General features: G+C 70.1%; 21 protein-coding genes. 13 read left to right on the top strand and 8 right to left on the bottom strand.

Annotated features, from left to right (window positions below):
• Positions 1-99: 99 nt before the first annotated feature.
• From D7V80_RS26410 to D7V80_RS26420, 3 genes are read left to right on the top strand one after another with little or no spacing between them, the layout of a single operon-like run.
• On the top strand, positions 100-393 hold the full coding sequence (locus tag D7V80_RS26410; protein WP_120590792.1) for a hypothetical protein: 294 nt from the start codon (positions 100-102) through the stop codon (positions 391-393).
• Positions 390-701: a DUF1844 domain-containing protein gene (locus D7V80_RS26415; protein ID WP_014395229.1), complete on the top strand. Its 312-nt coding sequence runs from the start codon at positions 390-392 to the stop codon at positions 699-701. The genes D7V80_RS26410 and D7V80_RS26415 overlap by 4 nt, the downstream gene beginning before the upstream one ends.
• Positions 698-1360, top strand: coding sequence for a hypothetical protein (locus D7V80_RS26420; protein ID WP_199738861.1), 663 nt, complete (start codon positions 698-700; stop codon positions 1358-1360). Before D7V80_RS26415 ends, D7V80_RS26420 begins: the two co-directional genes overlap by 4 nt.
• A 51-nt stretch (positions 1361-1411) precedes the next feature.
• On the opposite strand, the gene D7V80_RS26425 is transcribed toward D7V80_RS26420, so the two are convergent.
• A complete protein-coding gene (locus D7V80_RS26425; protein WP_014395227.1) occupies positions 1412-1930 on the bottom strand; it encodes a hypothetical protein in 519 nt (172 codons plus the stop codon).
• 255 nt (positions 1931-2185) lie between these two features.
• On the opposite strand from D7V80_RS26425, the gene clpB reads away from it, so the two are divergent.
• Positions 2186-4810 (top strand): ATP-dependent chaperone ClpB, encoded by a 2625-nt coding sequence (gene clpB / locus D7V80_RS26430; protein WP_120590794.1) that lies wholly within the window; start codon positions 2186-2188, stop codon positions 4808-4810.
• Between the two features lie 69 nt (positions 4811-4879).
• Here the strand turns inward: clpB and D7V80_RS26435 are convergent, their stop codons facing one another.
• Positions 4880-5620: a glutathione S-transferase C-terminal domain-containing protein gene (locus tag D7V80_RS26435; protein WP_120590795.1), complete on the bottom strand. Its 741-nt coding sequence runs from the start codon at positions 5618-5620 to the stop codon at positions 4880-4882.
• A gap of 150 nt (positions 5621-5770) precedes the next feature.
• On the opposite strand from D7V80_RS26435, the gene D7V80_RS26440 reads away from it, so the two are divergent.
• On the top strand, positions 5771-6469 hold the full coding sequence (locus D7V80_RS26440; RefSeq protein ID WP_120590796.1) for an NADPH-dependent F420 reductase: 699 nt from the start codon (positions 5771-5773) through the stop codon (positions 6467-6469).
• Between the two features lie 45 nt (positions 6470-6514).
• Positions 6515-7039 carry a 2'-5' RNA ligase family protein gene (locus D7V80_RS26445; RefSeq protein ID WP_120590797.1) on the top strand — a complete coding sequence of 175 codons (525 nt, stop codon included), beginning with the start codon at positions 6515-6517 and terminating at the stop codon, positions 7037-7039.
• Here the strand turns inward: D7V80_RS26445 and D7V80_RS26450 are convergent.
• Positions 7020-7439 (bottom strand): hypothetical protein, encoded by a 420-nt coding sequence (locus D7V80_RS26450; RefSeq protein ID WP_014395220.1) that lies wholly within the window; start codon positions 7437-7439, stop codon positions 7020-7022. The two genes, D7V80_RS26445 and D7V80_RS26450, sit on opposite strands and share 20 nt — an antisense overlap.
• A 180-nt stretch (positions 7440-7619) precedes the next feature.
• Here D7V80_RS26450 and D7V80_RS26455 point away from each other — a divergent pair, with 180 nt between their 5' ends.
• The 7 genes from D7V80_RS26455 to argC all read left to right on the top strand — a co-directional run bounded on the left by D7V80_RS26455 (position 7620) and on the right by argC (position 15373).
• The gene (locus D7V80_RS26455) at positions 7620-8624 is read left to right on the top strand and encodes an N-acetylornithine carbamoyltransferase (RefSeq protein ID WP_120590798.1); all 1005 of its coding nucleotides are present in this window, start codon (positions 7620-7622) and stop codon (positions 8622-8624) included.
• 61 nt (positions 8625-8685) lie between these two features.
• The gene (gene argB, locus D7V80_RS26460) at positions 8686-9612 is read left to right on the top strand and encodes an acetylglutamate kinase (protein WP_014395218.1); all 927 of its coding nucleotides are present in this window, start codon (positions 8686-8688) and stop codon (positions 9610-9612) included.
• Positions 9609-10670 carry a M20/M25/M40 family metallo-hydrolase gene (locus tag D7V80_RS26465; protein WP_120590799.1) on the top strand — a complete coding sequence of 354 codons (1062 nt, stop codon included), beginning with the start codon at positions 9609-9611 and terminating at the stop codon, positions 10668-10670. Before argB ends, D7V80_RS26465 begins: the two co-directional genes overlap by 4 nt.
• Entirely contained in the window at positions 10663-12012 is a 1350-nt protein-coding gene (argH, locus tag D7V80_RS26470) for an argininosuccinate lyase (RefSeq protein WP_199738862.1), read from the top strand. Before D7V80_RS26465 ends, argH begins: the two co-directional genes overlap by 8 nt.
• Positions 12013-12052: 40 nt before the next feature.
• The gene (gene argG, locus D7V80_RS26475; RefSeq protein ID WP_120590801.1) at positions 12053-13240 is read left to right on the top strand and encodes an argininosuccinate synthase; all 1188 of its coding nucleotides are present in this window, start codon (positions 12053-12055) and stop codon (positions 13238-13240) included.
• 4 nt (positions 13241-13244) lie between these two features.
• Positions 13245-14306, top strand: coding sequence for a DUF1611 domain-containing protein (locus D7V80_RS26480; RefSeq protein ID WP_120590802.1), 1062 nt, complete (start codon positions 13245-13247; stop codon positions 14304-14306).
• On the top strand, positions 14303-15373 hold the full coding sequence (gene argC, locus D7V80_RS26485; RefSeq protein WP_120590803.1) for an N-acetyl-gamma-glutamyl-phosphate reductase: 1071 nt from the start codon (positions 14303-14305) through the stop codon (positions 15371-15373). Before D7V80_RS26480 ends, argC begins: the two co-directional genes overlap by 4 nt.
• A 4-nt stretch (positions 15374-15377) precedes the next feature.
• Here argC and D7V80_RS26490 read toward each other — a convergent pair whose 3' ends face one another.
• The 5 genes from D7V80_RS26490 to D7V80_RS26510 are packed head-to-tail and all read right to left on the bottom strand — an operon-like array spanning position 15378 to position 20475.
• A complete protein-coding gene (locus D7V80_RS26490) occupies positions 15378-16049 on the bottom strand; it encodes a hypothetical protein (protein ID WP_120590804.1) in 672 nt (223 codons plus the stop codon).
• 22 nt (positions 16050-16071) lie between these two features.
• Entirely contained in the window at positions 16072-16869 is a 798-nt protein-coding gene (gene truA, locus D7V80_RS26495; protein ID WP_120590805.1) for a tRNA pseudouridine(38-40) synthase TruA, read from the bottom strand.
• Positions 16870-16891: 22 nt separating this feature from the next.
• Positions 16892-18112 (bottom strand): serine/threonine-protein kinase, encoded by a 1221-nt coding sequence (locus tag D7V80_RS26500; RefSeq protein WP_120590806.1) that lies wholly within the window; start codon positions 18110-18112, stop codon positions 16892-16894.
• Positions 18113-18145: 33 nt separating this feature from the next.
• On the bottom strand, positions 18146-19132 hold the full coding sequence (locus tag D7V80_RS26505; RefSeq protein ID WP_120590807.1) for a class I SAM-dependent rRNA methyltransferase: 987 nt from the start codon (positions 19130-19132) through the stop codon (positions 18146-18148).
• 14 nt (positions 19133-19146) lie between these two features.
• Positions 19147-20475: an amidohydrolase family protein gene (locus D7V80_RS26510; protein ID WP_120590813.1), complete on the bottom strand. Its 1329-nt coding sequence runs from the start codon at positions 20473-20475 to the stop codon at positions 19147-19149.
• Positions 20476-21382: the final 907 nt, after the last annotated feature.

Genomic DNA, 21382 nt, shown 5'->3' on the forward strand with positions numbered 1-21382 from the left:
GTTCATCGGTTTCCGGGCCTGGGGACACCAGCGTTGACAGGCGCCCCTCCTGCTATAAGGTGCCGCGCTGTTTTCCAAGCAATTCCGAGGATTTGAATCATGGCCGAAGGCATCAACCCGAAGCACCTCGACAAGCGCACCGCCGAGCGCTACCAGCGCAGCGGCCAGGTGGACGAGGAAGCGTACAAGAAGCACCTCGAGGAGCTGCCGGACGTGGCCGAGAAGGCCGTTCCCATCGACACGCAGATGGACGGCGACATCGACGACGACTTCGATGACGAGGACGAGGACGACACGGACGACGACGCCTCCGACGAGGACGAGGCGGACGAGTCCGACGACGACGACGCCGACGACGAGCCGGCCGGCGAAGAGGACAAGGCGTCCGAATGAGCCCTTCGGAGAAGCGGGGTGAGACCTTCGTGATGACGGGGGATGCGAGCCCCGCCTCCGAGGAGTCCCTGTCGTTCAGCACCTTCGTCGTCGGACTGGGTTCCGCCGTCCTCATCCACCTGGGTGGGGCGCCGAACCCGGAGACGGGCCGCCTGGAGAAGGACCTGCCTTCGGCCCGGCAGAACCTGGACCTCCTGGCGATGCTCCGCGAGAAGACTCGCGGCAACCTCACCGCGGAGGAGGAGAAGCTGGTGGACAACCTCCTGTCCGACCTTCGCCTGCGCTACGTGGAGGCAAGCCGGAAGTGAAGCCTCCTGATGTCACCCGCCCGGGGGGGTTGCCCCGGGGTGTGCGGATCGCCGCCGGGCTGTGCCTGATGCTCTCCACCCTGACGGGGTTCCTCGCCTGCGGCGAGGCCTCCGTCATGATGAACTTCGAGGCCCACCGCGAAGCGCAGCGGGAGCACACCCCCACGATTGCCCTGCTGGGCAAGGACCCCGCCGTCACCCAGGCCATCATGGAGGCGCAGCTGTCCGCGCTCTCCCCCATGCGCGAGTCCCGCGCCCTGGTGCTGACCGGGCTGACGGTGGCCTGCACCCTGCTCTTCTTCGCCTCCAGCCGCATGCTGCGCTCCCCTGACGGCATCCCCCGGGATGGCTTCCGGCAGCTGATTGGCGGCGCGGGCATCTTCGCCGCGCTGATGCGCACCATCGACGGGGCCCAGTGGACCGTCGTGGCCCGCCACACCAGCCAGGCCATGGTGGAGGGGCTCAAGGGCCTGCCGGAGTTCCAGGACCCGACCACGGCGCAGCAGCTCTACGCGCTCGTCCCGTCCCTGATGACGCTCACCGCGGTGGTGCCCACGGTGCTCGTCGCCGGTGGCTTCGCCGTGCTCGCGCAGTACTTCCGCAGCGAGGGCGTGCGCGCCGCCATCGTCACGCTCGACGGGCCCACCGAAGACCCCTGAAGTCCGGGCAGGGCTGACGCGGCGCGGCGCGAGCAGGCCGTCCGTGCTGCTTCAGCCCGCGTCCGTCTCCGCGCGAGGCAGCGCGGGCCCCAGGAGCAGCGCCTCCAGGGCGGCCATCGCGTCCGCTTCCGAGACGGCGGCCGTGCCCTCCAGCGGCAGCACGCGGGCCAGCGGCGCCTGGGGGATGCGCAGGAGTTCGTCCCGCGTCAGCCCGAACACGTACGCCAGGTGCCCCATGGGCCAGCGGGACTGGAGCCGGGCGAAGGCCTCGTCGTCCAACTCCTCCAGGGGACACGGCAGCTCCGCGTCCTCGTACACCACCTTCTCCCCACCCACCCGGCGACCGTTGCCGTAGGCGATGACCTCCTCGCCCTCGTCCGCGTCGTACACGTAGGCGTGCACGGTCGCGTTGGCGGCGGCGGACAGGAGGCGGGCCATGGCGTGGTGCGCCGCGTACCAGTGGGCGCCCTGCCGGCCCTGGGAGAAGGGCCCCAGGAAGGCCAGGCGCACCACCTTGCGGCGGCGGTTGATGGTGACGCGCAGCGCCGTGGCGGACAGGACGCTGTCCATCGACAGGGCCTCCCGGGCCAGACGCACGAGCGCCAACCCGGAGAAGGTGTCGAGTCGAACGAGATAGCCGCCGTGCGCGTCCAGAGTGAAGCCCCCGAGGATGGGCGCCGCCTATAACCGACCCCCCCACCCCCTGGCAACTTCGCCACCACGATTACCCGGCCGCTTCCAGCGGCTCAAAGTATTCCGGGGAAAACGCAGGGCATACGGGCAGTGTCGCCTTGCCAAGGGGTCCCCGGCCCTTACGTTGAAGTCATGCGACTCGACAAATACACGGTGAAGGCGCAGGAGGCGATCCAGGAGGGTCAGTCCCTCGCCCGCCGGGCCGACAATCCCCATTACGAGCCGGAGCACCTTGCCGCGGCACTGCTGGGGCAGAAGGACGGCATCGTCGACCCTCTTCTGCGCAAGATTGGCGTGGACGTGAAGCTGTTCGCGGGCCGGCTGGGCGAAGCGCTCCAGAAGCTCCCGCGCATCCAGGGCGGCGAGAGCGCCATGCTCAGCCAGCGCCTGATGAAGACCTTCGACAAGGCCGAGGACGAGGCCAAGGCGCTGAAGGACGAGTTCACCTCGTCCGAGCACCTGCTGCTCGCGCTGACCCAGGACAAGGGCGCCGTCGGCGAGGCCATGAAGTCCTCCGGCGTGACGCGTGAGCGCGTGCAGGCGGGCCTCAAGGAAGTGCGGGGCTCCTCGCGCGTGACGAGCGCGGACGCGGAGTCCACCTACCAGGCGCTGGAGAAGTACGGCCGCGACCTCACGGAGGCCGCGCGAAGCGGCAAGCTGGACCCCGTCATCGGCCGCGACGAGGAGATCCGCCGCTGCATCCAGGTCTTGAGCCGCCGCACCAAGAACAACCCGGTGCTCATCGGTGAGCCGGGCGTGGGCAAGACGGCCATCGCGGAAGGGCTCGCCCGCCGCATCGTGGACGGCGACGTGCCGGAGGGCCTGAAGAACAAGCGCCTCATCACCCTGGACCTGGGCGCCATGGTGGCCGGCGCCAAGTACCGCGGCGAGTTCGAGGAGCGCCTCAAGGCGGTCCTCAAGGAGGTCGCGGACGCGGCGGGCGAAATCATCCTCTTCATCGACGAGATGCACACGCTCGTGGGCGCCGGGAAGGCCGAAGGCGCCATGGACGCGGGCAACATGCTCAAGCCTGCGCTCGCGCGCGGCGAGCTGCACTGCATTGGCGCGACGACGCTGGACGAGTACCGCAAGCACATCGAGAAGGACGCCGCGCTGGAGCGCCGCTTCCAGCCGGTGTTCGTGGGCGAGCCCACGGTGCACGACACCATCAGCATCCTGCGTGGCCTGAAGGAGCGCTACGAGGTGCACCACGGCGTGCGCATCCAGGACTCCGCGCTCGTCGCGGCGGCCACGCTCAGCCACCGGTACATCTCGGACCGCTTCCTGCCGGACAAGGCCATCGACCTGGTCGACGAGGCCTCCAGCCGCCTGCGCATCGAAATCGACTCCATGCCCACGGAGATCGACGACATCCGCCGCAAGGTGACGCAGCTGGAGATCGAGCGCGAGGGCCTGCGCAAGGAGACCGACCCGCACTCGCGTGAGCGCCTCTCCACCATCGAGAAGGAGCTCGCGAACCTGAACGAGAAGTTCAACTCGCTCAAGGCCCACTGGGACGAGGAGAAGAAGGCCATCGCGGCGCTGCGCTCGCTCAAGGAGAAGCAGGAGAAGGCGCGCAATGATCAGGCCGCGGCCGAGCGTCAGGGCGACCTGAACCGCGCGGCGGAGCTGAAGTTCGGCGTCATCCCCTCGCTGGAGAAGGAGGTCGCGGCGCAGAACGAGAAGCTGGCGGAGCTCCAGAAGAACCAGAAGTTCCTCAAGGAGGAGGTGGACTCCGAGGACATCGCCTCCGTGGTGGCCAAGTGGACGGGCATCCCGGTCTCCAAGCTGATGGAGGGCGAGATGCAGAAGCTGGTCAAGATGGAGGACCGGCTCGCCGAGCGCGTGATTGGCCAGCGCAGCCCGATCGAGGCCGTGTCCAACGCCGTGCGCCGCGCGCGCAGCGGACTGCAGGACCCGAACCGCCCCATCGGTTCGTTCATCTTCCTGGGCCCCACGGGCGTGGGCAAGACGGAGACGGCGAAGGCGCTGGCGGAGTTCCTCTTCGACGACGACACGGCCATGGTCCGCATCGACATGTCCGAGTACATGGAGAAGCACGCGGTGTCGCGCCTGGTGGGCGCGCCCCCGGGCTACGTGGGCTACGAGGAGGGCGGCCAGCTGACGGAGGCCGTGCGCCGCAGGCCGTACACGGTGGTGCTCTTCGACGAAATCGAGAAGGCCCACCACGACGTGTTCAACATCCTGCTGCAAATCCTCGACGAGGGCCGGGTGACGGACAGCCAGGGCCGCACGGTGGACTTCCGCAACACGGTGCTCATCCTCACGTCGAACATCGGCTCGCAGGCCATCCAGGAGGGCATGGCGGGCACGGACACGCTCAACGAGAAGACGCGCGGCGAGGTGATGGAAGCGCTGCGCGGCCACTTCCGGCCGGAGTTCCTCAACCGCGTGGACGAAATCGTCGTCTTCGAGCCGCTGCGCAAGAAGGACATCTACCGCATCGTCGACATCCAGCTGGGCAAGCTCCAGAAGCTGCTCCAGGCCAAGCGCCTCACGCTGGACTTGACGGACAGCGCGCGGGAGCTGCTGGCGGAGCGCGGCTACGACCCCACGTACGGCGCCCGGCCGCTGAAGCGCGCGGTGCAGAAGTACCTGCTGGATCCGCTCGCCATCAAGGTGCTGAACGGCGAGTTCGCGCCGGGCGAGCACATCCAGGCGGACGCGGGCCCCGACGGGCTCACCTTCGCCAAGGTGCTGGTGGACAACTCGAAGGGCGTGAAGCAGGCGGGGTAGCCGGCTGCACGCACCGGTGATTCACACGGCGGGCCGCCTTCCCTCACCGGGAGGCGGCCCGTGGTGTTTTCAGGTGCGGCGGTGCTTGTCGTAGAGCGCGTCGCGCCACGCGAGCAGGTCCGGGAAGCGGGCGGCGAGCCCCGGATGGGTCCACACCTCGCGCGTGCCCGGCCCCATGGGCAGGTGCCGGTCCGCGGGCGGCCCCAGCAGCACGAGCATCGCCGCGGTGGTGATGTCCGCGTAGGTGAAGGTTTCATCCAGCAGGTAGGGCCGGCCGCCCAGCGCGGCGCGCAGCTTGTCGTAGGAGGGGGCGACGGCGGCCTCGATGGCGTCCGGAGACGTTTCCGCCACCTGGTGCTTCTTCGCCACGAAGCGCATGCCCAGACGCGCGGAGGGCGCGAACACCGGACGCAGCCAGCGGGGGACGAACTTCGGCAGCAGCTCCGCCTGGGCGCGCGCGTTCGTGAGCATGCGCGGCATGGCGTAGGCGCGCGCCAGGTCCAGCACGTGTTCGCTGATGTCGTTCCACGCGGTGATGGCGTCCACCTGCGCGGACGGGAAGAGCGGGCTGCCCTGCCCTACCGCTTCCGCGTGCTTCGCGATGGCGAACGAGCCGTGCGTGGCCGGCTGGGGCGGGTCCACGAGCAGCGGCACGGAGGGCTTCACGCCGGGCCCCACCTGCTTGCGCAGCCAGGGCTCCTGGATGAGGGGGACGTAGTCCTGGTAGCGGTAGGCGACGCGGTGGTGATCCAACGCCCACCGGGCCTTCTCCGTCCAGCCCGACGAGGTCAGTCCGACGAGGATTCGCATAGGGGGCGGGACCCTAGCAAGGCGCGCGGGAACGCGCCCGGTGCCCGGGGGCCTCACGAAAAACCCGTCAGGTCCCGCGCATCGCGGAAAAGGGCCGCGCATCCGACCGACGCCTGAAGTCCTGGGACTCACTTTCCGGAGGAGATCGACATGAAGATCGGAATCATTGGCGCGGGCCTGATCGGCGGGACCCTGGCTCGGCGGTGGACGAAGCTGGGCCATGAGGTGTCCATCGCGAACTCACGCGGGCCGGACACCCTGCGCGACCTCGCGAAGGAGACCGGCGCGAAGGCCGTCACCGTCGAAGAGGCCGCGAAGGCGGGCGAGGTCGTCGTCGTGACCATTCCCCAGAAGGCGGTCCCCGACCTGCCGAAGGGCCTGTTCGCGAACGTGCCGAAGGACGTCGTGATCATCGACACGGGCAACTACTACCCCGTGCGCGACGGAAGCATCCCGGAGCTGGTGAACGGCAAGCTGGAGAGCGAGTGGGTCGCGTCGCTCATCGGCCGCCCCGTCATCAAGGCCTTCAACAACATCTTCTTCCAGAGCCTCCTGGACAAGGGCCTGCCGAAGGGCACGCCCGGCCGCGTCGCGCTGCCCGTCGCGGGCGATCCGCCCGAGCACCGCGCGAAGGTGCTCAAGCTCGTGGAGGAGCTGGGCTTCGACGCCATCGACGCGGGCAGCCTCGCCGACTCGTGGCGCCAGCAGCCCGGCACGCCGGTCTACACCCACGACTTCGACGCGCCGGGCGTGAAGAAGGCCCTCGCCGAGGCCGAGCGCTCACGCCTGCCGGAGTACCGCCAGAAGGCCGACGACTCGCTGAAGGCCTTCTTCGCGTCGCAGAAGTAGGCCCCTCTTGTGCCCCCGGGGCTTCGGACGGAAGGTGTGCGCCGCATGGCCGCCCTCTCCGAAGCCCCGCTGCTCATCACCGCTGAGCTGGAGCCAGAGGCGTTCGCGCGCCTGGATGGCCTGCGCCGCCGCTACTTCCCGCCCGAGCGCAACGTCATCCCGGCGCACGTCTCCCTCTTCCACCACCTGCCCGCGCACGAGCAGGACGCCGTGGAGGCCGCGCTCGAGGTCGTCACCGAGCGCCCCGCGCCCAGCTTGCGCTTCATGAAGTTGCGGAGCCTGGGCCGCGGCATGGCGGTGGACGTGGAGGCCCCTGGCCTCGCGCCCGTGCACCGCGAGCTGTCCCGCGCCTACGCGGAGTGGCTCACGCCGCAGGACCGTCAGCCCTTCCGGCCCCACGTCACGCTGATGAACAAGGCCACCGTGGAGGAGGCGAAGGCCGCCCTCGCGGAGCTGGGCGCGGGCTGGTCCGCCTTCGACTCGCACGCCCCCGCGCTGCTGCTCTGGCGCTACCTCGGTGGCCCGTGGGAGTCCGTGCGCCGCTTCCCGTTCACGGGCCGCGCTGGATGAGTTCCTCCACCGCCTCGCGTACGTCGCGCAGGTACGACGGATCCCTCACCGCGATGAAGATGGTGTCGTCACCCGCCACCGTCCCCGCCAGGCCCTCCACCTCCTCGCGGTCCAGCGCCAGCCCGAAGATTTGCGCGTAGCCGGGCGCCGTCTTCAGCACCAGCATGTTGGGCGGCGCTTCGATGATCGTCACGCGCGGCGCGAGCGGCACGGGCGCCACCGGCGGCTCGGCGCGCTGATAGCGCCCGTTCACCTTCTGCACGCTCAGCTTCTTCAGCCGCCGCGACAGCGTGGACTGGCTGGGCGTGTGCCCCGCCTCTTCGAGCAACGACTGCAGGACGAACTGATCCGGCACGTCCTGCCGGGAGATGAGCTGAAGGATGGCGTCGTCCAGGTTCATTCACGTTCACCATGCATGCGGCTGAATACGCACGCAAGGCGCATGAAAAATCCCAGTGAATGTTCTTGCGCGCTGCGCCGTTCTGCATAATATCCGCGCCTCCTCAGCGAATATGCACGAATTTGGGTGCATATTCAGCAGTCCCCATCCATCCGGCGCGGCCGGGGGAGCACGAAGCCCATGAAGCATGTCACCCGCATTCAGGACCTGGGCCCGGAAGGCGTCGAGGCGGTCCTCTCGCAGGCGGCCGCGTGGAAGCAGAAGGATCCGGGCCACATCTTCCCGGGGAAGCTCCTGGGCATGGTGTTCTTCAACCCGTCCCTGCGCACGCGCACGTCCTTCGAGGCGGTGATGCTGCGCGCGGGTGGGCACGCCGTCGTGCTCGACGTGGGCTCTGGCGTGTGGAAGCTGGAGGACCGTCCCGGCGCGGTGATGAACGCGGACCGCGCGGAGCACATCAAGGAGGCGTCGCCCGTCCTGTCGCGCTTCGTGGACATGCTCGGCATCCGCACCTTCTCCCAGGGTGGCGGTGACGAGGAGGACGAGGCGGACCCCGTCATCAACGCCTTCCGCAAGTGGGCCACCGTGCCGGTGGTGAGCATGGAGTCCGCGCGCGAGCACCCCTGCCAGGGCCTGGCGGACGCGCTCACCCTGCGCGAGACGTTCGGCACCACGAAGAAGCTGCCAGTGACGCTCACCTGGGCGCCGCACATCAAGCCGCTGCCCAAGGCCGTGCCCAACTCCTTCCTCCTGTCCGCGGCGGCCGCGGGCTGCGAGGTGCGCGTGGCGCATCCGCCGGGCTTCGACCTGCACCCGGCCGTGCGCGCGGAGGCGGAGGCGTACGCCAAGGCCACCGGCGGCAGCATCACGTACACGCACGACCAGGACGAGGCGCTGGTGGGCAGCCGCGCCGTGTACGCGAAGTCCTGGGGCCCCACCGCCCAGACGGCGAGCACGCCCACGGACGTGGCGGCGCTGCTCGCGTCGTACTCGGGCTGGATGCCCACGCGCCGGCACATGGCGAAGGCCGCGAAGGACGCGGCGTTCCTGCACTGCCTGCCCGTGCGCCGCAACGTGGAGGTCGCCGACGAGGTGTTGGATCACGCCAGCAGCCGCGTCGTGGACGAGGCGGGCAACCGCTACCACGTGCAGCGCGCCCTCCTGGCCTGGATGCGCGGCGGCTGAAGCCGTAGCAGCCCGCCGCCCCACCCTTCTTCGTCCCCTTTCGAATTTCCAGAGGTCCACCGTGCCTTTGTCTCCCGACCCGTACGCCGCGCTTCGCAACGCGGCGAAGTACGTGAAGCAGTTCCGCAGCAAGACCTTCGTCGTGAAGCTGGGCGGAGCCGTGCTGACGGATCCGCGCACCCGCAAGGCCGCGTGCGAGCAGATCGCCCTCCTGTGGGCCTTCTCCATCCGCCCCGTCGTGGTGCACGGCGGCGGTCCGGAGCTGGACTCGCTCTGTGACGCCCTGCACCTGCCCATCGAGAAGGTGGCCGGCCGCCGCGTCACCTCCGCGCCCGTGCTGGACGCGGCCAAGATGGTGCTGGCGGGCAAGCTGCACACGGACCTGCTCGCGGACCTCCAGGCCGCGGGCGTGCCCGCGGTGGGCCTGTCCGGCGTGGACGCGGGCCTCATCAAGGCGCGCAAGCGCCCGCCCGTGCTGGTGACGGAGCCCGGCGAGACGCAAGGGCGCATGGTGGACTACGGCCTCGTGGGCGACATCGAGTCCGTGGACACGCGCGTCGTGGAGCACCTGAGAAGCGCGGACTACGTGCCCGTCATCGCCCCGCTGTCGGGCGGCCAGGACGGCGCTGTCTACAACACCAACGCGGACACGGTGGCGGCGGCCCTGGCGGCGGCGCTGCACGCGGAGAAGCTCTTCTTCCTGGTGGAGGTGCCGGGGCTCCTCAAGGACGTCTCCGACCCGTCGTCGCTCATCTCGCTGGCCACGCTGTCGGACCTGGCGTCCCTGGAGGCCGAAGGCCGGCTCACGGGCGGCATGCGTCCCAAGGCGCACGCCATGCGCCACGCGCTGGTGGGCGGCGTGGGCAGCGTGCACCTGGTGAGCGGCAAGCAGTCCGATGCCCTGTTGGAGGAGGTCTTCACCAACGAGGGCAGCGGCACCATGGTCGTGCGCGAGCACCCGGTGAAGCACGGCGAGGCCAAGGGTTGAACCCCGCCGAGCTGCTCACCGCGCTGGTCGCCACGCCCAGCGTCTCCGGCGACGAGGCCCGCATCGCGGACCTCGTCGCGGGCCATGCGGAGTCCTGGGGTGCCCGCGTGCACCGCCAGGGCCACAACGTGTGGTTCAGCGTGGGCAGCGGGCCGAAGCGCCTGCTCGTGAACTCCCACCTGGACACGGTGAAGCCGTGCGCCGGGTGGACCACGGAGCCGCACGAGGCCGTGTGGAAGGACGACACGCTCTACGGCCTGGGCGCCAACGACGCCAAGGGCTGCGTCACCGCCATGCTCCTCACCGCGAAGGCGCTCCTGGAGGAAGGCGCGCCCAGGGGTGTCGAGTGCGTCTTCGCGCTCACCGCCGAGGAGGAGACGGGCGGCAAGGGGCTGGGGCCGCTGCTCTCCACGCTGGGGCCGCTGGACGCAGCCATCGTGGGCGAGCCCACGTCGCTCAAGCCCTGCACGGCGCAGCGGGGCATGTTGCTCTTGCGCTGCGTGGCGCACGGCAAGAGCGGCCACGTGGCGCACGCGCACGCAGGAGGGCTGGACAACGCCATCCTCAAGGCGGCCCGGGACATCCAGGCCGTGTCCGCCCTGCGCTTCCCCGCGCACCCGCTGCTGGGTGAGGCGCGGGCGCAGGTGACGCAGGTGTCCGGAGGACTGGCGCGCAACCAGGTGCCGGACCGGTGCGAGTTCTTCGTGGACCTGCGCACCACGCCGGGCATGGACCACGCGAAGGTGGCGGAGGACGTGGGCCGGGCGCTGGAGAGCGAGGTGGTGGTGCACTCCGCGCGCTACCTGCCCAAGGGCACGGATGCGTCGCATCCGCTGGTGCGCGCGGCGGTGGTGGCGTCGGGCCAGGACACGGTGGGCTCCAGCACCACGTCCGACTGGGCGTTCCTGGGAGACATCCCGGCGGTGAAGGTGGGCCCGGGCGACACGCTGCGGAGCCACCAGGCGAACGAGTACCTCACGCGCGCGGAGCTGGAGGCGGGGCTCGCGTTCTATCGACGACTGCTGCACGGCTATGCCGGGGAGGTGTCGCGTGGCTGAGACATTGTGGGGCAAGGGCCAGCCGCTGGACGCGGCCATCCACGCCTTCACCGTGGGCGACGACCCCGTGGTGGACCTGTCGCTCGTCCCGCACGACGCGCTGGGCAGCGCCGCGCACGCGCGCATGCTCGCGCACGTGGGGCTGCTCGCTCCGGAGGCCGCCGCGTCGCTCGTGAGCGCCCTGCACGCGCTGCACGACGAGGCGCGCGCGGGCCGCTTCACCATCCGCCCGGAACAGGAGGACGGCCACACCGCGCTGGAGGCCGCGCTCGTGGAGCGCACCGGCGAGGCGGGCAAGCGCATCCACCTGGCGCGCTCCCGAAACGATCAGGTGCTGCTCGCCCTGCGCCTGTTCATGCGCGAGGAGCTGCTCGCGCTGGGCGCGCGCACGGCGGAGCTCGCCGGCACGTTCTTGGACTTCGCGGAAGCGCATGCGGACCTGCCCCTGCCCGGCTACACGCACCTGCGCCGCGCGATGCCGTCCACCTTCGGCCTGTGGGGCATGGCGTTCGCCGAAGGCCTGCTGGAGGAGCTGGAGGCGCTGAAGGGCGTGTGGGGGCGGCTCGATCGCTGCCCGCTGGGCGCCGCCGCGGGTTTCGGTGTGCCGCTGCCCATCGACCGTGAATATGTCGCGCGGTTGCTCGGTTTTAGTCGGGTTCAACGCAGCCCCATCGACGCGCAGGACAGTCGGGGGCGGCATGAAGCAGCGCTGCTCACCTGGGCGTGCTCGGTGGCGGGCACTCTGGAGAAGTGGCTTTGGGACGTGCAGCTCTACAGCATGGACGAGTTCGGCTTCCTGGCCCTGCCGGATGCCTTCACGACCGGCTCGTCCATCATGCCGCAGAAGAAGAACCCGGACGTGGTGGAGCTGGCCCGGGGCCGCTGCCGCGAGCTGCGGGGCCTTGCGCACCAGGTGGAGGCGGTGGCCGGCGGGCTTCCCTCCAGCTACCACCGTGACTTCCAGCTGCTGAAGCGCCCCACCCTCCAGGCACTCACCAGCGCGAAGGCACTGCTGGAGGTGCTCTCGCGGCTGGTGCCCGCGCTGAAGGTGAACGCGGAGAAGGCGCGCGCGGCGTGCGACGACACGCTCTACGCCGCGCACCACGCCTACGCGCTCGTGGCGAAGGGCCAGCCCTTCCGCGACGCGTACCGGGAGGTGGGCCGTCAGCTCAACGACGGCAGCTTCCAGCCGGACCGCGGCGCGCTGACGGCCACCCACCTGGGTGGCGCCGGAAACCTGGGCCTCGCCACCGCGCGCGAGGAACTGGCGGATGCGCGCGACTGGCTCACGCGCACCCACGCACAGCAGGTCCAGGCCGCTTCGCGCGTCTGGGCCCCCTGAAAGCTTCCTCACCCCCTTTCGCAGCAACAGGAGTCCGAAGATGAGCAAGAAGTCCGTGGTGCTGGCGTTCTCCGGCGGCCTCGATACCGCCTTCTGCACGGTGTACCTGCGCGAGCAGGGCTGGGACGTCACCACCGTCACCGTGGACACGGGCGGCTTCCCGCCCGAGCAGCTGGAGCGCATCCAGGCCCTGTCCCAGAAGCTGGGCGCGGTGGCGCACCACACGGTGGACGCGCGCGACACCCTGTTCCAGGGCTACCTGCGCTTCCTCATCGCCGGCAACGTGCTGCGCGGCCAGCTCTACCCCCTGAGCGTCTCCGCCGAGCGCGCCTGCCAGGCCGTGGAGGCCGTGCGCATGGCGGAGAAGCTGGGCGTGCAGGCCGTGGCCCACGGCAGCACCGGCGCGGGGAATGATCAGGTCCGCTTCGACGTGGCGTTCCGCACGCTCGCGCCGCAGTTGCAGCTGATCACGCCCATCCGCGACCTGGCGCTCTCCCGTCAGCAGGAGATCTCCTTCCTCGCGGAGCGCGGCATCCACCTGCCGGCGAAGACGGGCACGTACTCCGTCAACGAGGGCATGTGGGGCACGTCCGTGGGCGGCCGCGAGACGCTGGACTCGTGGAGCACCCTGCCGGAGGCGGCCTTCCCCGGTGGTGAGATTCCCACCGACCTGAAGCCTCGGCCGTTGGTCATCTCCTTCGACAAGGGCGTGCCGGTGGCGCTCGATGGCAAGGCGATGTCCGCGGTGGACGTGGTGGAGAAGCTCAACGCGCTGGGCCGGCCGTACGGCATCGGCCGGGGCGTGCACCTGGGCGACACCATCCTGGGCATCAAGGGCCGCGTGGGCTTCGAGGCCCCTGCGGCGCACCTGCTCATCGCGTCGCACCGCGAGCTGGAGAAGCTGGTGCTGTCGGGCAAGCAGCTCTTCTGGAAGGAGACGGTGGGCAACCTGTACGGGTCGCTCCTGCACGAGGGGCACTTCTTCGACCCGCTGGTGAAGGACCTGGAGGCGTTCCTCGCCTCCTCGCAGGACCGCGTGACGGGCGAGGTGAAGCTGGTGCTCACCCCGCGCGCCCACGTCGTGGAAGGCGTGCGTTCGCCGCACTCGCTGATGGACGCGAAGGTGGCCACGTACGGTGAGGCCAATGTGTTGTGGACGGGGACGGAGGCGGCGGGGTTCGCCAAGCTCTACGGCGTCGCGCAGATGCTCTCGCAGAAAGCGAAGTGACGACATGAAGATCCACGTCGACAAGGTGGGAAGTGTCACCCGCAACCTCCAGGTGGGGCGCACGGTGCACCTCACGGATGAGGTCAAGTGCGAGGAAGGCGCCGTCATCGCGGTGCGCATCCACGGGGAGAAGAGCGTCTACAACCAGCTGGAGGACGTGAACGGCCGGCTCGTCACGCTCCACGCGGGCGACATCGTCGTGGGCGCGCTGGGCCACCGCAACGCCCTGCACGGCTACGAGGGCATCGTGCCCACGTCCGTCACGGTGGGCGACAGGCTCCACATCCTCAACATGGGCGGCGTCATCGGGAAGTGCACGTCGCACAACCCGGGCGTGGGCGCGCCGTTCGAGGCGGAGGTGCTGGGCCAGGTCCTCACCTTCCCGGAGTTCCAGTCGCGCGCGGGCCAGCACGCGCACATCTCCACCGGCGCGCTCAAGGGCACGTCGCGGGCGGTGACGTGCCCGGTGGTGTACGTGGTGGGCACCTGCATGAACGCGGGCAAGACGTACGCGGCCAGCGTGGTGGTGCGGAAGCTCGCCCAGGCGGGCTACCGCGTGGGCGGCGCGAAGCTCACGGGCGTGTCGCTGATGCGTGACACCCTGTCCATGCAGGACAGCGGCGCGGACGTGGTGATGGACTTCACCGACGCGGGCGTCGTGTGCACCGGCGCGCGCACCGCGTCCAAGGTGGCTCGGATCGTCTTTTCGGAGATGGCGGCCCAGGACGTGGACGTCATCGTCGCGGAGACGGGCGACGGCATCATGGGCGAGTACGGCGTGCAGGCCATCCTGGCGGACCCGGAGCTCAAGGCGCTGGGCGGCGCGTACATCCTGTGCGCGAACGACCCCGTGGGCGCGGCCGGCGGCGTGCGGCACCTGCGCGAGGTGTACGGCATCGAGATGGACATGGTGGCCGGGCCCGCCACGGACAACGCGGTGGGCGTGCGCTTCGTGGAGCAGGTGGTGGGGCTGCCCGCTCGCAACGCGCGCGCGGATCCGAACGCCCTGGGGAATCTCATCGTGGAGAAGCTCGCGCCCAAGCTGGGAGCGGGGAGGAAGTCATGACGTCGCCTGCGCACATCTACATCCTGGGGGCCTCCGGTTTCGGCGGAGGCGAGCTGTTGCGGCTGCTCGCGGGCCATCCCGGCAACGCCGGCATCCGCGTGGTGTCCCGGCACCACGCGGGTTCGCCCATCCACAAGGTGCACCCGCACCTGCGCGGCCTGGTGGACGGCCGCTTCGAGGCGGAGCCGGACTGGCGCTGGCTGGCGGACTCGCCGCGCCCGGTGGTGTTCAGCGCGCTGGGACACGGCGACCTGGCGTCGCAGTTCGCCGGGATGGAGAAGCAGTGGGCGGATGCGGGCCTCACGGACCGGCTGCTGCTCGTGGACCTGTCGTCCGACTTCCGCCTGGACCACCCGGGCCGGTACGCGGGCGCCTACGGCCGGCCGCACCCGTCCCCGGACCTGCTGGGCACGTTCACCTACGGCCTCACGGAGTGGAAGCGTGAGCAGGTGAAGACGGCGAAGCGCATCGCCAACCCGGGCTGCTTCGCCACGGCGGTGCAGCTGGCGCTCCTGCCCATCGCGGCCACGAAGGGGCTGGGGCTGTTGGCGGTGTCGGGCGTGACGGGCTCGTCCGGCTCCGGTTCGCTGCCGGGCGAGGGGACGCACCACCCGACGCGCGCGCACGACTTCCGCGCGTACAAGCCGCTGGAGCACCAGCACGAGGCGGAGGTGGAGGTGATGCTGGTGGCGCACGGCTCGCAGCGGCACCGGCTGGCCTTCGTGCCGCACTCGGCGCCCATGGTGCGCGGCATCTTCGCCACGGTGCAGTTCGAGTGGCCGGAGCACGGCGGCGCGGTGGTGACGCAGTCGCTGACGGAGACGTACCGCCGCTACTACGAGGGCTCGAAGTTCGTGCGCATCGTGGAGGGCACGCCGCGCGTGGCGGCCGTGGCGGGCAGCAACTTCTGCGACATCTCCGTGGCGACGAAGGGCCGCTCCGTGGCGGTGATGGCGGCGCTGGACAACCTGGTGAAGGGCATGGCCGGCCAGGCCGTGCAGAACTTCAACGTGGCCCTCGGCTTCCCCGAGGACACCGGCCTGCGCCAGGCGGCCTGCTACCCGTAGGCCCTCAGGCCGCGGGCGTCTTCGACACCTCGCCCGGGGGGGAAGCACTCCCCTCGGGCGCGGAGGGCTCCCCAACGGCGGGCGTCTCCTGGAACGTGGCCGGAGCTTCGGCGGCGGCGCTCCCTTCGCGCTGCTCCAGCCTCGCGCCCCCGGCCTCCGCGGCCTTGAGGAACTCGTCGTACTCCGACTTGCGCGCGGCGGCCTTCGCCTCCGCTTCCGCGGAGCCCTTCTCTGCGGCGGCGCGGCCCGCGCGGATGGCCCGGGCGCTCAGCAGGATGCCTCCCACGAAGGCCACGACCCGCAACGCCGACGCGAAGCCCCAGCCCGTGGCGAGGCCATCGAAGCCATCGCGCACGAAGTTGAGCGCGATCACGAACACGCCGCCGGACACCGCGGCCCCCACGGCGGTGGTCCACGTGCGCAGCGCGACGATGCGCGCGGCGCCGTAGCAGAGCGCCGGCAGCACCGCGAGCACCCACAGGTTCTCCAGCACCACCGCCACCGGAATGCGCAGGAAGTCGGACGGCAGCGCGTTCACCCGCGCGTGCAGCCGCAGCGCCAGCGACACGCTGAGCATGGCGCCCACCACCAGCGACAGGAAGCCCAGTCCGACGATGAACTGGAAGCGGCGGACGCGGACGCGCAGGGGTTCGAGGACACTGGGCTTGGAGCTCACGGCCCGAAAGCCTATCGCACTCTCACCCTTCGTCCTCTTCCCCAACAGCCGCTTCCCCCGCCGAGCGAGGAGGCGGGCCGTCGCCGTAGAAGACCTCCTCCATCACCAGCCCCTGCGGCGGCGCGGTTGCCCCGGCCAGCTTGCGCTCGCGCGAAGCCAGCACTTCGGCCACCCAGGCCTCGGGGCGGCGGCCCTTGCCCACCTCCACCAGCGTGCCCACCAGGTTGCGCACCATGTGCTTGAGGAAGGCGGTGCCCTCCACCACGAAGGCCACGGTGTCCCCGGAAGTGCCCTCCACGCGCACCTGCCGGATCTCCCGCACCGCGTGCTTCGCCTGGCAGTCCGCGGCACGGAACGCGGAGAAGTCATGCCGGCCCACGAGCGCCTGGGCCGCGCGGCGCATGGCCTCCACGTCCAGCGGGGCGAACAGCTCCCAGTGCGTCGTGCGCAGCAGCGGTGAGCGCGTGCGCCGGTTGCTCACCCGGTAGCGGTAGCGCTTGCCGCGAGACCAGCGGCGCGGGTCGAACTCCGGCGACACCTCCTCCGCGGCCACCACCGCGATGTCCGGCGGGAGGATGCTGTTGAGGCCCATGGTGTAGGCCTTCATCGGCAGCACGCGCGGCGTGTCGAAGCTGGCCACCTGCCCCGTCGCGTGCACGCCCGAGTCGGTGCGTCCGGCGGAGGCCACGAACACACGCTCCCCCAGGAGCTTCTGGAGCGCGTCCTGGAGCGTGGACTGGATGGACGGGCCGTTGGGCTGCACCTGCCAGCCTACGTACCGGGTGCCTTCGTATTCGAGCGTCAGCTTCAGCCGGGGCATGGGGTGAGCAAAGGCACGCGGTTCAACGCGACTTGAGCCATCCCTCCAGCACATCCGCCGCGAGCTTCGCCAGGGAGACGTTCGCCTTGCGCGCCTGGGCCTCCAGCTTCTCGTACAGCGCCGGCTCCAACGTCAGCGCGAGCAGGCGCGGCTCGGTGGCGGGGAGGTCATCCATGCGCATGGCCTCCGTGGGCGGGCCATCCACGTGCGCCGCCACCTCCGCCAGCTCCAGCGCCATCTCCGACGTGGGCGCGGAGGACTGGCGCGTGGACAGGCGCTTCAATTCCTGCGGGCGCTCGTCCTCGAAGAGCTGCTTGACGAAGTTGGCCAGGTGCAGCGGCGAGGGCGTGAAGTCGTAGGACTCCAGGAAGGCGTCCAGGTCGCGCTGCATCTCCAGCGCCGTCTGGTAGCGGCGCTCGCGGTCGCGGGCGAGCGCGCGCATCAGGATGGCCTCCACGCGCTCCGGCAGGTCCTCGCGGAAGTACGACGGCGCGTAGATTTTCGCTTCGGTGATGCTGCGCATGACGGCGACGTCGGAGTCGCCGGTGAAGAGCTTGAAGCCGGTGAGCCACTCGTAGAGGACGGTGCCCAGCGAGAAGATGTCGCTGCGGCAGTCCAGCGGCCGGCCCAGACACTGCTCCGGGGACAGGTAGCTGAGCTTGCCCTTGATTTCCCCCGACCGCGTCTCCTCCACCTGGTTGGCGGCCTTGGCGATGCCGAAGTCCAGCACCTTCACCGAGCCGTCGAACGCGACGACGATGTTCTCCGGCGTCACGTCGCGGTGGACGATGTTGAGCGGGTTGCCGTAGCGGTCCTTCTTCTGGTGCGCGTAGTGCAGGCCCGCGCAGACGCAGGAGGCGATCTTCAGCGCGTACACCATGGGGAAGGGAATCCCCAGGGACTCGGCCTTGGGCACGACGCGGCGCATGTCGCGGCCGGACACGTACTCCATGGCGATGAAGTAGCTGTCGACGATCTTCCCCAGGTCGTGGATCTGCACGATGTTGGGGTGGTTGAGCTGGGCGGCCAGCCGCGCCTCGTTGAGGAACATCTTCACGAAGGCCGCGTGCTTGGACAGATGCGGGCGGATGCGCTTGATGACGATGGGCGTCTCGTCACCGCTGGCATCCAGTTGGTGCGCGAGGAAGATCTCCGCCATGCCCCCCACGGCGATCCGATCAATGAGCCGGTAGTTGCCGAAGCGGAACGCATCGCGCGGGGGCGAGGAGGCGGCGGGAGCCATGGAAGCAATGTAGCCGCGCCCCGCCCGGAGGCGCTAACGAAGTTGGACGACGTGCACCTTGAGCGCCGGTTCCTCACCCGGAGGTGTTGGAAAGTCGAGCCCCGAGGGACCGAGCGACCCCACTGGCTTCCCGGTCCTGCCAGCCCGCGTCACGCCTTCCAGCACCATGGCTTCGAAGCGGCGCGAAGGCAGTCCCGTCAGGTTGCAGCAGGCGACCAGCCGGCCCCTGGGAGCCACCACCTTCGCTGCGGCCTCGGCCAGCCGGGCGTAGTCGCGAGCGGCGGAGAAGCGCGTCGTCTTGGTGGTGGAGAACGACGGAGGGTCCGCGACCACGACGTCGAAGGACTCCCCCTTCTTCGCGAGCCGCCCGAGCCAATCGAAGACATCGCCCGCCACGTAGTCGTAGCGATCCACGGATTGGCCGTTGAGGCGCGCGTTCTCCTCGCCCCACTCGAGCACGCGGCGGCTGGCGTCCATGTTGAGCACGCGCTTCGCGCCCCCGGCGGTCGCGGCGACGCCGAAGGCACAGGTGTACGCGAAGAGGTTGAGCACGGTGAGGCCGGAGGCCTGGGTCTGGAGCCACGCGCGGGTGTCGCGCATGTCCAGGTAGAGGCCCACGGAGAGGCCCTGTCCGGGTCGGATGTGGAAGGACAGGCCGTTCTCCTTCGCGACGAAGTCCTCCACGGGCTCGCCCCGCGCGGCGGACTCCGGAGCGAGCGCGTCCTTCGCCACGTTGGCGAGCACGCGCGCCTCGCGGGGACGGCGCTTCAGGTAGACGCTCCGGGGCGTCCAGGCGGCGACGGTGGCGTCGAGCAGGGTGACCTCCTCGGCATCGGTCAGGTCGCGGTAGAGGCTGACCACGACGACGTCGCCGAAGAGGTCCGCCGTTACGTCCGGTACGCCGTCCGCGGCGCCGTTCAGGAGGCGGAAGGCGGAGGTGGCGGAGTCAGCGAGCAGCGGACCCCGGCGGGCGCGGGAGGCACGCAGCAGGTCCACGAGGCGGGGAGGCAGGGCACTCACGCGCCCCTTCTACCCTACGAACCCAGCCGTGCGCGGGACCAGACGCGGGCGAGCGCCGCGGCGGCGTCGCGGGACAGGTCCACGAAGTCGCTGCCCAGCAGCTGTCCCTCGCGGACGCAGACGCGGCCATCCACGATGGTCCACGCCACGCGGGCGGCGGTCAGCTGCCCCAGGAGGAAGGGCGAGTAGCCCGTCTCCGGGTCCGCGGCGGGGATGGCGTCGTAGACGACGAGGTCCGCGAGGCTGCCCTCCTCCACGCCGCCCGACGGCTTGCCGTACAGGCGGGTGCACAGCTCCGCGGGACCGCTGACGAACAGGTGCGCCAGCGAGTCATCCAGGTCCGGCATGCGGCCGGAGCGCGCCAGGGACAGCATGCTGACGAGCGCCCCGGCCAGCTCCTCCTGGAGGGTGCCATGGCCGCCGGTGCCCAGGCCCACGAGGTGGAGGCTGGAGAGCGCGCCGTCGGCGGACTCGGCCGCGCGGTCCATGGAGCGGGTGGCGCGGGGCGTGAGAGCGATGAAGGTGCCGGAGGCGGCCAGCCGCTCGGACTCGGAGCGCTCCACGGCGCGCGGGTAGCCGGCGATGGCGTGGGGGCCCAAGAGGCCCAGGGCGTCCAGGCGCGGCACGACGCGGCGGCCATGCGTGGCGTAGGTGGTGGAGAGGTCGTCCTCGTTCTCCGCCAGGTGGAACACGACGGCGGCGTTCAGCTCCTTGCGCAGCCCCGCGATGCGGGACAGGAGGGAGTCCTCGCAGGTGTAGGACGCATGGAAGCCGAGCGCGCCCCGGACGCGGGGGTGTTCGCGGTAGCGGCGGACGAAGTCGGCGTTGGCGTCCGCCTGGGCGTTGGCCACATCCGCGCCATCCAGGCTGTGCGTGGAGTGGGACGTGACGAGTCGAATGCCCAGCGCGTTCGCGGCGCGGGCCTGGGCCTCCAGGGCGCCGGCGACGTCGGTGGGGCACGACAGGTGGTCCACGACGAGGCTGACGCCATCGAGCAGCGCGCGGGCGGAGGCGAAGCGGGTCAGGACCTCCACGTCCTCGGCGGTGAGGAGGTTGGCCACCGAACGCATGCGCTCCAGGCGCGAGCGGGGCTGGCGCAGGAGGAAGTCGCCATTGGGGGGCAAGAGCTGCCCGTTGACCATGTGCGAGTGACAGTCCACCAGCCCGGGGGCGACGAGCCGGCCGCGACAGGCCACTTCCCAGTCACCGGGGAGCACGGGCACCTCGGCGTCCGGGGCGACGCGGCGGATGATGCCCTCTTCGACCACGACGGCCATGCCGTGGCGGACGCGACCGTCCGCACGGAACACGGCGCAGTTCTTCAGAAGCAGTCGGCCTTCCATGGACATCCCCGTTTTAGCACGGGGTGGGTGGAGGATGAACCCCGTCCCTACAGAGAGTCCCCGAGGGGCGGATCCATGCAGGTTCAAACGGGTTTCAGGAAGAACGGACCGTCAGACTCCACGATAAAGGACCAATCCATGGACTCGGGGCAGATGGCGCACCAGGCAGGTGCTCCTTCCGTCCCGGGCCCCCAGATCATCCCGGTCAGCAGTTCCACGGGAGGGGGTGACGCGGCTTCGATGCGAAGAACCGGCGCCAGTGGCTCTGACACGACGTAGAACAAGCCGCCCTGCTGCTGTCGCGAGTAATGCACCTCTGCGGCAAGAAAGCTTGCCACCATTGGTCTCTCCGTTCCTCCGACAACGCCGGGTCGAGCAATTCAAACCCTGAAACAACACCGGCCAATTCCGCGGTGGGCCAGGTCCAACTTTTTTCATCCACGCCTCCCGGCAGCGTCCCCAGGTAGTCGCAACGAAGCTCCAGACAACACGCACGAATCGCATGGCCGTTATGGGATGGACGATCCCTGCATGAGCAGTGACCAGGCAGCAGCAGCCATGGGCTCACCCATATCAGCCCTCATGCAGGCTGATTCTACCGTCCGCATTCAAGGTGACGACTCCCCGTAATCCGAGTAGCGGATTCACGAACAGACCTGATTCCAATTGTTCCCGGCTGCCATCCGCGAACTCCACATCGACAGACAGTCCTCCGTCCGCATTCGCCCGTCCCTGACAGACGACACGACCGTGAAGTGGGACGCTCTCAAAAGAACACGGTTCGCCAGGGAACCGTGGTGCATTCCCAATGAAGCCCTCTTGAATCCTCCGGGCTCGCATCCGGCTGGGCACGACACCAAACCAATCCAGCCCCCCGTCCGTCCAGCAGCCAAACCGGGACGGGTGC

This window comes from Corallococcus sp. CA054B (assembly GCF_003611625.1).
In the GTDB taxonomy this organism is placed as follows: Bacteria; Myxococcota; Myxococcia; order Myxococcales; family Myxococcaceae; genus Corallococcus; species Corallococcus coralloides.

Coding starts and splice junctions, on each gene's coding strand:
- D7V80_RS26415 (WP_014395229.1), top strand. CDS start 390: ATGAGCCCTTCGGAGAAGCGGGGTGAGACCTTCGTGATGACGGGGGAT.
- D7V80_RS26440 (WP_120590796.1), top strand. CDS start 5,771: ATGAAGATCGGAATCATTGGCGCGGGCCTGATCGGCGGGACCCTGGCT.
- argC (WP_120590803.1), top strand. CDS start 14,303: ATGACGTCGCCTGCGCACATCTACATCCTGGGGGCCTCCGGTTTCGGC.
- clpB (WP_120590794.1), top strand. CDS start 2,186: ATGCGACTCGACAAATACACGGTGAAGGCGCAGGAGGCGATCCAGGAG.
- argG (WP_120590801.1), top strand. CDS start 12,053: ATGAGCAAGAAGTCCGTGGTGCTGGCGTTCTCCGGCGGCCTCGATACC.
- D7V80_RS26500 (WP_120590806.1), bottom strand. CDS start 18,112: ATGGCTCCCGCCGCCTCCTCGCCCCCGCGCGATGCGTTCCGCTTCGGC.
- D7V80_RS26510 (WP_120590813.1), bottom strand. CDS start 20,475: ATGGAAGGCCGACTGCTTCTGAAGAACTGCGCCGTGTTCCGTGCGGAC.
- D7V80_RS26455 (WP_120590798.1), top strand. CDS start 7,620: ATGAAGCATGTCACCCGCATTCAGGACCTGGGCCCGGAAGGCGTCGAG.
- D7V80_RS26435 (WP_120590795.1), bottom strand. CDS start 5,620: ATGCGAATCCTCGTCGGACTGACCTCGTCGGGCTGGACGGAGAAGGCC.
- D7V80_RS26445 (WP_120590797.1), top strand. CDS start 6,515: ATGGCCGCCCTCTCCGAAGCCCCGCTGCTCATCACCGCTGAGCTGGAG.
- D7V80_RS26450 (WP_014395220.1), bottom strand. CDS start 7,439: ATGAACCTGGACGACGCCATCCTTCAGCTCATCTCCCGGCAGGACGTG.
- D7V80_RS26410 (WP_120590792.1), top strand. CDS start 100: ATGGCCGAAGGCATCAACCCGAAGCACCTCGACAAGCGCACCGCCGAG.
- truA (WP_120590805.1), bottom strand. CDS start 16,869: ATGCCCCGGCTGAAGCTGACGCTCGAATACGAAGGCACCCGGTACGTA.
- D7V80_RS26480 (WP_120590802.1), top strand. CDS start 13,245: ATGAAGATCCACGTCGACAAGGTGGGAAGTGTCACCCGCAACCTCCAG.
- D7V80_RS26425 (WP_014395227.1), bottom strand. CDS start 1,930: ATGGACAGCGTCCTGTCCGCCACGGCGCTGCGCGTCACCATCAACCGC.